The sequence below is a fragment of the Kribbella sp. NPDC006257 genome (genome assembly GCF_040613535.1).
Taxonomy (GTDB): Bacteria; Actinomycetota; Actinomycetes; order Propionibacteriales; family Kribbellaceae; genus Kribbella.
The window spans coordinates 1-8,641 of sequence record NZ_JBEXSJ010000068.1 but is presented as its reverse complement, the minus strand read 5'-3'; the positions used below and the strand labels follow the sequence as shown (position 1 = coordinate 8,641).

Here is an 8,641-nt window from a genome sequence, read left to right as displayed (position 1 = left end):
GCCCCCCCCGGCTCCCCCCTCGTCCCTACAACACCCTTTACGTGTGGGTGCCCTCTTTGTTCTTGCGGCGGGGGGGTGGTATCCCCCCCGCGACCCTCGCCTCGGCGTCGGCGAGAAGTTTACGGGCCTGCGCGCGCAGCTCGTCGGCGTGCTCGCGGGCCTGCGCCTCGAGCCCCTGGGCCTCGGCGCGGGACTTGCGGATCAGCTCGTGCGACTGGCGCTGGGCGGCGGCGAGATCGGTCGCGGCCCGCTCGCGCAGTACTTGCGTGCTGGACTCGGCCTCGGCCTCGCGCCGGTTGGCGCGCTCGACGATCTCCTTGGCCTCGACCGCGGCGGCCGCCTTCAGCCGGTCCGCCTTCGCCTGCGCCTGTGCGGTCAGCCGCTCGGCCTGCTGGGTCGCGGAGGCGAGCGCGGTCTCGGCCTGGACGATCAGCTCGGCGTTCCTCTTGGCGGCCGTCGTCTGCGCCTCTTCGAGTTCCTTGGCGACCGAGATCTGGGTCTCCCGCAGCCGGCTGGTCGACCGGCTGATCACCCGGCGCAGATGGGCGCGCTTCTGCTTGGCCATCTCGGCCACCTCGGCGGCGGCCTGCTCCCGGATGGACTGCGCCTCCCGCTCGGCGGCCGCGACCAGCTCGTCGACGGTCTTCTTGCTCCACGCGGTCTGCTTCTCGGCCTCGGCCAGCGCGGCTTCGGCGGCCCGGTTCGCGTCCTCGACGATCCGCTGGGCCTCGGCGGACGCCGTACGCCGGTCTGCCTCGATGCTGTCGACGACGAGTTTGGCCTGCGCCCGGGCGTCGGCCATCAGGCGTTCGTTGGCGGCCTCGGCGTCGGCCTTCCACTCGGCGATGTCGTCCATCGCTGCGGTCCGGAGCTTGTCGATCTCGAGCGAGATGGCCGCCAGCTTGGCGCGCTCGGTCTCCTCCAGCTCGGCGGTCCGGCGTTCCAGTTCGGTCCGGTTCTCACCGCGGAGCCGCTCGATCTCGGCGTGCGCCTCGGCGATCTCGACCCGGGCGCGTTCGCGGGCGATCTCGACCTCGCGCTCGACGGCCGTGCGGAGTTCGTTCGCCTCGGACTCGGCCCGGGCGATCAGCTCGGTCTCGGTCTGGACGGCGGCCTGCGAGACCAGCCTGGCCTGCTCACCGGCGTCGGCGACGAGTTGCTGCGCTTCCCGGCCGGCCCGTTCGACGGTCTGCTGCGCGGCCTCCCGGGCGAGGCGCGCCTCTTCGAGCAGCTCGTCGGCGTCTTCCTTCAGCCGGCCCGCTTCCGCTTCGGCGTCCGCGATCCTCCGCGCCGCGGCGGCCTGGGACTCGGCCCGCAAGGCGTCGGCGGCTGCATGAGCATCGGCCCGCAACTTCTCGGCGGCCTCGTTGGCTTCCCGGGTGACCCGCGCCGCCTCGGCTTCGGAGTCGGCGCGGAGCTTCTCGGCGGCGGCTTCGGCCTCGGCCCGGACCTTCGCGGCAGTGCTCTCCGACTCGTTGCGCAGGCGTTCGGCGCGCTCGGCCGCATCCGCGCGCACCTGATCGGCCCGCGCCTCGGACTCACTCTCCAGCTGTTGCGCGGTCTGCTCGGACTGAACCCGAAGCTCCTCGGCCCGCTGCTCAGACTCGGTGCGCAGTTGCTCGGCCCGCGCCTGCGACTCCGCGCGAAGCTGCTCGGCTTCCCGCTCCGATTCGGTGCGGAGTTGTTCGGCCGCGCGCTCGGCATCCTGCAGCAGCCGCTGGGCGGCCGCGGTCGCGTCGGCGCGCACCTTCTGCGCGGCCTGCTCGGCCTCCTCGCGGATCCGTGCCGCCTCGGCCCGGGTCCGCTCCGCCTGGGCCAGCGCGCTGTCGTTCTCGTACTCCGCCTGCTCGCGCAGGGTGTCGGCGATCCGCTGCGCCCGCTCCAGCACGCCACCCGCTTGCCGCACGCCAAAGGAACCGGCGTCGGGGACCGGTTCCTGGGTCAACGGCAGACGCGGGGCGTCCATGCGACGAGATGATTCCATCTCCGACCCCCTCTCCAACAGTCCGGGTCCACTAGACGCAGTCACGCTCTTACAACGAGCCACATCGCGCGACGGGTAACTTCTTTTCATGCCGCTGCGCGATCTTCCCACCGAATCGACAGCCGCGGCGGCGTTGCTGCGAACCGAAGAAGTCCGCCATCGAAGGACCTTACGACGGACCCGGTGGCCTGGTGCGACCCTCGCGTGTCTCGCTGCCGGGGCTGCTCTTTCGGTGCTTGTCCCGGGTCCGGCAAGCACAGACTGTTATCTCTGGCGGGCAACCACGCAGCCGGTCGACGGCCGCGGGGCCGCCCTCGCACTGCCGATCGCGATGATCGCGGTGATCCTCGCGGATCGCCTTACTGCGGACAGTTTCCGGCATCGTCAGCAGGTCCGCGGCTGGGCTGCGGTCGCCCTCGCGGTGATCACCGGGACAGCTTGGATCGGCCTGGCCGGGCAAGGCCGATCCGGATGTTCCACCTCACCGGCTGTGATCGGGACAGTCGTCTGCGGAACGCTCGCCGCAGCGGTCTCGGCCTACTGGGCGATCCGTACGCAGGTACCGCCACCAGTACTCACCAACCTCACCGAGGAACGCTCGGACGAGCCTCTCAATCAGTCCGAATTGCGGGCAATCTTCCTCAAACTGATCTCACAGGCCGAACTCTCAACGCGCTCCGCACTTGTTCCGATTGTTACCGGAACTCTCTCGGCACTGCTCCTGTTCTCCACTGTTCTGTCCTGGCGCGAGCTGATCGACCCTGTCTCGATCGGCCCCGCAGGTGCCGAGGCAGGTCTCGCCCGCGCCCAACTCTGGGACTTGCCATACGCATCCACGTGGGCCCTGGCCATCGCAGGCACCGCAGTCGCCACTCTGGCCGCCGCCGTCTTCACTCTGGTCCGCCCCGCATCACTCGTACTACGAACAGCAGCCATCGCCACCGGAGCTCTCACCGTCACCGGCGTTCTCGCAGCCCTCATGCGACTTCCCGCGAGACTTCAAGACGGCGTTGGCTACCGCCCCGGCCTAGGAGCCTGGCTAGCCCTCACCCTCGGCGTACTGCTCCTACTGGTCGGCCTGACCACCGCAGCTCTTTCCGTACGCCGGAGAGCGCGCGGGTGGGCCTGGCGCCTCGGTGTCGTTCTGGTAGCCGGCCTGCTCGCAGCCGCGGCCGGTCTTGTCGTACCAGCCGCGGCAGCACCGGAGTACAAGCCGCAAGTGACTGCAGGAGTGCCGTACCGCTTGCTGGATCTGCATGGCGGCCAGCTGGTCGATCGACTCGGCATGCGCGTCGCCATCGGTACGTCGGATCCGCTGGACTCCATCGCCGGAACCCTGGACGGTACGCCGGGCGAGTGGTTGCTGGGCCGGACCGGCTCGGAGGGATCGACCGTCTTCGAGTACCGCGACGGCATCGCGCTGCCGAGGGTCGCACTCAGCCATGGGGTGACGCCGCCGGCGCTGCTGGGCGTCACCGACAACAAGCTGGTCATGCTGGCCGGCGGTGCTGCCGAGAAGCGCTGGGCGATCCTTGCTGTGCCGCTGAATCTGGTGGCTGCAGATGTCAGTCTCAGCCACACGAACCCCGATGGCACGCTCTACGTGACACCTGGCATCGACATCTACGCGACCGGCGTCGGTCCTGCACTGACACATCGGAACGCGGATCGCTCGATCGTCGTGTGGGGATCCAACTCCACTTGGCAGATCCCTGCGAACCAGCTGCGGACCGGGCTGGATCTCAAGCAGTTCGTGATCGCTCCTGGTCCGGGTGCGCCGGGCAACAGCGTGTCGAGTGGTCCGGACGGCACTACGGCTTGGCGGACGAGCCGGACTGGGCTGGCCTTGCTCCGTCCTGGTGGCAAGCCGCAGCAGGTGACTGGGGTGGCTCCTGCTGGGTGTCTGCTGAGCTCCGACGCCGCTAGCTCGTCGCTGACGGTCGAAGCCTTTGCTGTCGACGTCCGGGGCAACTTGTGGCTTGGTGGTAGCTCGCCGACGACAGTGCTCACACCTGACGGGTTGCTGCGCCAACTGCCGGGTCCTGTGAGCCAGGTGGAAAGCATGGAAGCCAGGGCGGACGGGTCGGTGCTACTGGGGGTGTCGCCAGGCGGCGGGGATCAGGTGGTGGAGATCTCCGACGCGGCCGCCTCGGCTTCGTCGTACCCGGTGCTGCCCCAGCCTGAGCCTCGGTGTGATCGGAGGAAGGCGGCGAGCGGGAGTACGCCGTACAAGGCAACGCTGATGCCGGCTGTGCCGCTTGCTGATCCACCGGTGACAGCTGTCGGCGTCACCGGCAAGGCGACTTCGGGAACATATACGCAGCTGGCTCTCGACTCGCACGGAAAGCTTGTGCGGCTTGCTGTGCCCAATGCCGCGCATGTGTGGGCTCCGGATGGGCAGGGCGGGGTCTGGTGGGCCGTGTCTGGGCAGGGCGAGCCTGCGACCGAGGTGGCGGTGCACGTGGTCGCGGGGAAGGTCACTGTGCTGCGAGATCCGAAAGAGGCTGCGCCGAATCAGCGTGGTGAGTTTGCAGCTGCCGCTGGGGATCGACTGGTGACCGCGATCGGCAGCAACCTCTACAACTTCTACGGGCCGGGGCAGCGGGTGAATCGGGTCAAGATCGGTGGCACGCTCCGGCAAAGCGGCCTGGTGCAGCTCGGCTCTGGTGAGGTCGCCATGGTGATCGACGAACAAATGCTGCTTGCCGACAGCACCGGCAAGACCACCAAGCTGTTCGGCGGCGATGCGACCGGCTGGCCGATCTCGTCCACCACCACCCCGGACCGATGGACCACCGACGGCAGCTGGTTCACGGGGCCCGACGGCAAGATCTGGGGGTACGACGGGAGCTCTCTGACCCGCATCGACGGACCAGGACGAGCCACCGTCATCGCCGGCCCCACCCAGGGCGTCCCCCAAGCAGCCGACGAGGTCACCGTCATAGGCCCCCACTTGTACTTCGAACTAGGCCACGACACCATCACCCTGGACCCCCTCCGATGATCCGGCGTGACGAAGAGCGAGTGTTGGCTCCGGAGGAGGTGTTGGGGCGGCGGCTCGAGTTGGCTGAGCGGGAGTTGGGGGTGGGGCAGCATCGGTGGTTTGCCCGGGCGACTCTGTTGGCGGCACTGGCGACCGGGATCACGTTGTTGCTGCCGTGGACGTTCAGCCGGCGGTTGGGCGAATCGGTGTGGCAACTCGGCATCGAGACTCAGCCGTCCTTGGTGCTGACCTGGGTGGCTGGGCTGATCACTTCGATCCTTGCGCTGGCGCTGCGCCCAGGAAGCGTCGCTCAGGCGTGTACGGCGATCACCGGGGTCATCACCCTGGTCTTCATCGCCGGCAGCTGGCAGGCGAACGCCCTGGACGCCCTCAGCGACGCCTGGCCCGGCCCAGGCCCCTCCTTCGCCGTCGTCACCGGCCTCAGCTGGCTCCTCTGCCTCTCCGCCCAACTCATCGCCGACCGCCCGCACCCCACCACCCCCACCCCCGAGTCCCTCCACTCCGCCATAACCCACCTCCGCCACACCCGCTGACCCTGGTTCGCCCGGGACGGGGGTCGGGGACAGCGAAGGGCCCCGCGGACGGGTGTCCGCGGGGCCCTTCGTTTGCTAGTGCCTTACTGTCAGCTGTCCTGGAGGCCGGAGGGGCCGCCGGCGATCTCGGTCAGCTCCAGGTCCGGGGTCGCCTTCTGGGTGCCGGTGAAGGTGAAGTACTCCCGCAGGCCGTCCTCGTTCACGGTGCCCTCGGGCGCTACGTCGACGAGCACGATCTGGCCGGGGCGCAGTTCCCCGAACAGGATCTTCTCCGCCAGCACGTCCTCCACGTCACGCTGGAGTGCGCGACGCAGCGGGCGAGCACCCAGGACCGGGTCGAAGCCACGCTCGGCGACCAGAGCCTTCGCCGCCGGGGTGAGCTCGATGCCCATGTCCTTGTCCTTCAGCCGCTCCTCCACCTGCGCGACCATCAGGTCGACGATCTTGACGATCTCTTCCTTGCCGTGCTGGTGGAAGACCACGATCTCGTCGACACGGTTCAGGAACTCGGGCCGGAAGTGCTGCTTGAGCTCTTCGGTCACCTTCGCCTTCATCTTCTCGTACGAACCGCCGACGTCGCTGGCCTGGGAGAAGCCGAGGCTGACGGCCTTGGCGATGTCCCGGGTCCCGAGGTTGGTGGTCATGATGATGACGGTGTTCTTGAAGTCGACCACGCGGCCCTGGGCGTCGGTCAGCCGGCCTTCGTCCAGGATCTGCAGCAGCGAGTTGAAGATGTCCGGGTGGGCCTTCTCCACCTCGTCGAACAGCACCACGCTGAACGGCTTGCGACGGACCTTCTCGGTCAGCTGGCCGCCCTCTTCGTAGCCGACGTACCCAGGAGGCGAGCCGAACAGCCGCGAGGCCGTGTGCTTCTCCGAGTACTCCGACATGTCGAGGCTGATCAGCGCGCTCTCGTCGCCGAACAGGAACTCGGTCAGCGCCTTGGACAGCTCGGTCTTACCGACACCGGACGGGCCGGCGAAGATGAACGAGCCGCTCGGCCGGCGCGGATCCTTCAGGCCCGCACGGGTCCGCCGGATCGACCGGGACAGTGCCTTCACGGCGTCGGTCTGGCCGATGTAGCGCTTGGCCAGCTCCTTCTCCATGTCCAGCAGCCGCGAGGACTCCTCCTCGGTCAGCTTGAAGACGGGGATGCCGGTCGCGGTGCTGAGCACCTCGGCGATCAGCTCCTCGTCCACCTCGGCGACGACGTCCATGTCGCCGGCCTTCCACTGCTTCTCCCGCTCGGCCTTCGCGTTGATCAGCTTCTTCTCGTCATCACGAAGAGAGGCTGCCCGCTCGAAGTCCTGGGCGTCGATCGCCGACTCCTTCTCCCGGCGGACGTTCGCGATCTTCTCGTCGAACTCCCGCAGGTCCGGCGGAGCCGTCATCCGGCGGATCCGCAACCGGGCGCCGGCCTCGTCGATCAGGTCGATCGCCTTGTCCGGCAGGAACCGGTCGGAGATGTAGCGGTCGGCCAGCTGTGCGGCGTTGACCAGGGCGGCATCGGTGATGGTCACCCGGTGGTGCGCCTCGTAGCGGTCCCGCAGGCCCTTGAGGATCTCGATCGTGTGCGCGATCGAGGGCTCGGCGACCTGGATCGGCTGGAAGCGGCGCTCCAGCGCGGCGTCCTTCTCGACGTACTTGCGGTACTCGTCGAGAGTGGTGGCGCCGATGGTCTGCAGCTCACCGCGGGCCAGCATCGGCTTCAGGATGCTCGCCGCGTCGATCGCGCCCTCGGCCGCGCCGGCCCCGACGAGGGTGTGGATCTCGTCGATGAACAGCACGATGTCGCCGCGGGTGCGGATCTCCTTGAGCACCTTCTTGAGCCGCTCCTCGAAGTCACCGCGGTAGCGCGAACCGGCTACCAGGGCGCCCAGGTCGAGGGAGTAGATCTGCTTGTCCTTGAGTGTCTCCGGCACGTCGCCACGGACGATCTGCTGGGCCAGACCCTCCACGATGGCGGTCTTACCGACACCGGGCTCACCGATCAGGACAGGGTTGTTCTTGGTCCGCCGGGACAGCACCTGCATGACCCGCTCGATCTCCATCTCGCGCCCGATCACCGGGTCGAGTTTCGATTCGCGGGCCGACTGGGTGTAGTTCCGGCCGAATTGGTCGAGCACCAAGGAGCTGCTGGGAGCACCCTCCGCAGGAGCTCCTGCGGACTGCGTCTCCTTGCCCTGGTATCCGCTCAGCAGCTGGATGACCTGCTGCCGGACCTTGTTCAGGTCCGCACCGAGCTTGACCAGGACCTGCGCGGCGACACCCTCACCCTCGCGGATGAGGCCGAGCAGGATGTGCTCGGTGCCGATGTAGTTGTGGCCCAGTTGCAGGGCCTCACGCAGGGAGAGCTCCAGAACCTTCTTGGCGCGCGGGGTGAACGGGATGTGCCCACTCGGAGCCTGCTGTCCCTGGCCGATGATCTCCTCGACCTGCGAACGGACAGCCTCCAGCGAGATACCCAGGCTCTCGAGAGCCTTGGCGGCGACACCTTCACCCTCGTGAATCAGGCCGAGCAGGATGTGCTCGGTGCCGATGTAGTTGTGGCTCAGCATCCTGGCTTCTTCTTGGGCCAGGACGACGACCCGACGGGCTCGGTCCGTAAATCGTTCAAACATCGCCAAAGCACTCCTTGCCTCAGAGGAGTCGGACGTGCCGTGTGTCCAACCCCCGTACATGCATGCTAGTCCCCGGCACCGACACGCTCGCTCTCAGCGAACACGTCACCACCTCCGTCGCGGCCTTGGAGTGGGGATCACAAGGGAACAACCTCTCCGCCCGGTCCGGTGTTCCCGGCGCGCCCGGTGTTCGCCACCAGCGAATTCGCGCCCTTTGTTGCCCGGTCAGGCAGCGTTCCGCAGATCACCCCACGCCGGTGTCCACACTGTGAAACGGCCGGAATGCGGACGGTCCCGGCGCCATCACTGGCACCGGGACCGGCAGTCTCAGGAATTACTTGGCGTCGTTGTACGCCGCGCGCACTTCGGCCGAGATGCGGCCGCGCTCGCTCACCTCGTAGCCATTCTCCTTGGCCCACGCGCGGATATCCGCGGAGTCGGTCGCGGACCGGCCCCGTCCCCGTGCGCGGCCGGCGCTGCCCCGGCGACCGGCCACCCG

Annotated in this window: 5 protein-coding genes; 2 read left to right on the top strand and 3 right to left on the bottom strand. The window is 68.3% G+C overall.

Annotated features, from left to right (window positions below):
* Positions 1-37: 37 nt before the first annotated feature.
* Positions 38-1,966 (bottom strand): kinetoplast-associated-like protein, encoded by a 1,929-nt coding sequence (locus tag ABZ004_RS40125; protein ID WP_355687510.1) that lies wholly within the window; start codon positions 1,964-1,966, stop codon positions 38-40.
* A gap of 106 nt (positions 1,967-2,072) precedes the next feature.
* On the opposite strand from ABZ004_RS40125, the gene ABZ004_RS40120 reads away from it, so the two are divergent.
* Positions 2,073-4,988 carry a hypothetical protein gene (locus tag ABZ004_RS40120; protein WP_355687506.1) on the top strand — a complete coding sequence of 972 codons (2,916 nt, stop codon included), beginning with the start codon at positions 2,073-2,075 and terminating at the stop codon, positions 4,986-4,988.
* Positions 4,985-5,521 (top strand): hypothetical protein, encoded by a 537-nt coding sequence (locus ABZ004_RS40115; protein ID WP_355687505.1) that lies wholly within the window; start codon positions 4,985-4,987, stop codon positions 5,519-5,521. The genes ABZ004_RS40120 and ABZ004_RS40115 overlap by 4 nt, the downstream gene beginning before the upstream one ends.
* Positions 5,522-5,610: 89 nt before the next feature.
* On the opposite strand, the gene ABZ004_RS40110 is transcribed toward ABZ004_RS40115, so the two are convergent.
* Both ABZ004_RS40110 and ABZ004_RS40105 read right to left on the bottom strand, forming a co-directional pair.
* On the bottom strand, positions 5,611-8,142 hold the full coding sequence (locus tag ABZ004_RS40110; protein ID WP_355687503.1) for an ATP-dependent Clp protease ATP-binding subunit: 2,532 nt from the start codon (positions 8,140-8,142) through the stop codon (positions 5,611-5,613).
* Positions 8,143-8,476: 334 nt separating this feature from the next.
* The gene (locus tag ABZ004_RS40105) at positions 8,477-8,638 is read right to left on the bottom strand and encodes a histone-like nucleoid-structuring protein Lsr2 (protein WP_355687520.1); all 162 of its coding nucleotides are present in this window, start codon (positions 8,636-8,638) and stop codon (positions 8,477-8,479) included.
* Between the last annotated feature and the right edge of the window lie 3 nt (positions 8,639-8,641).

Excerpts from the sequence above, each read along its gene's own strand:
- ABZ004_RS40125 (WP_355687510.1), bottom strand. The coding sequence starts at position 1,966 with ATGGACGCCCCGCGTCTGCCGTTGACCCAGGAACCGGTCCCCGACGCC.
- ABZ004_RS40120 (WP_355687506.1), top strand. The coding sequence starts at position 2,073 with ATGCCGCTGCGCGATCTTCCCACCGAATCGACAGCCGCGGCGGCGTTG.
- ABZ004_RS40115 (WP_355687505.1), top strand. The coding sequence starts at position 4,985 with ATGATCCGGCGTGACGAAGAGCGAGTGTTGGCTCCGGAGGAGGTGTTG.
- ABZ004_RS40110 (WP_355687503.1), bottom strand. The coding sequence starts at position 8,142 with ATGTTTGAACGATTTACGGACCGAGCCCGTCGGGTCGTCGTCCTGGCC.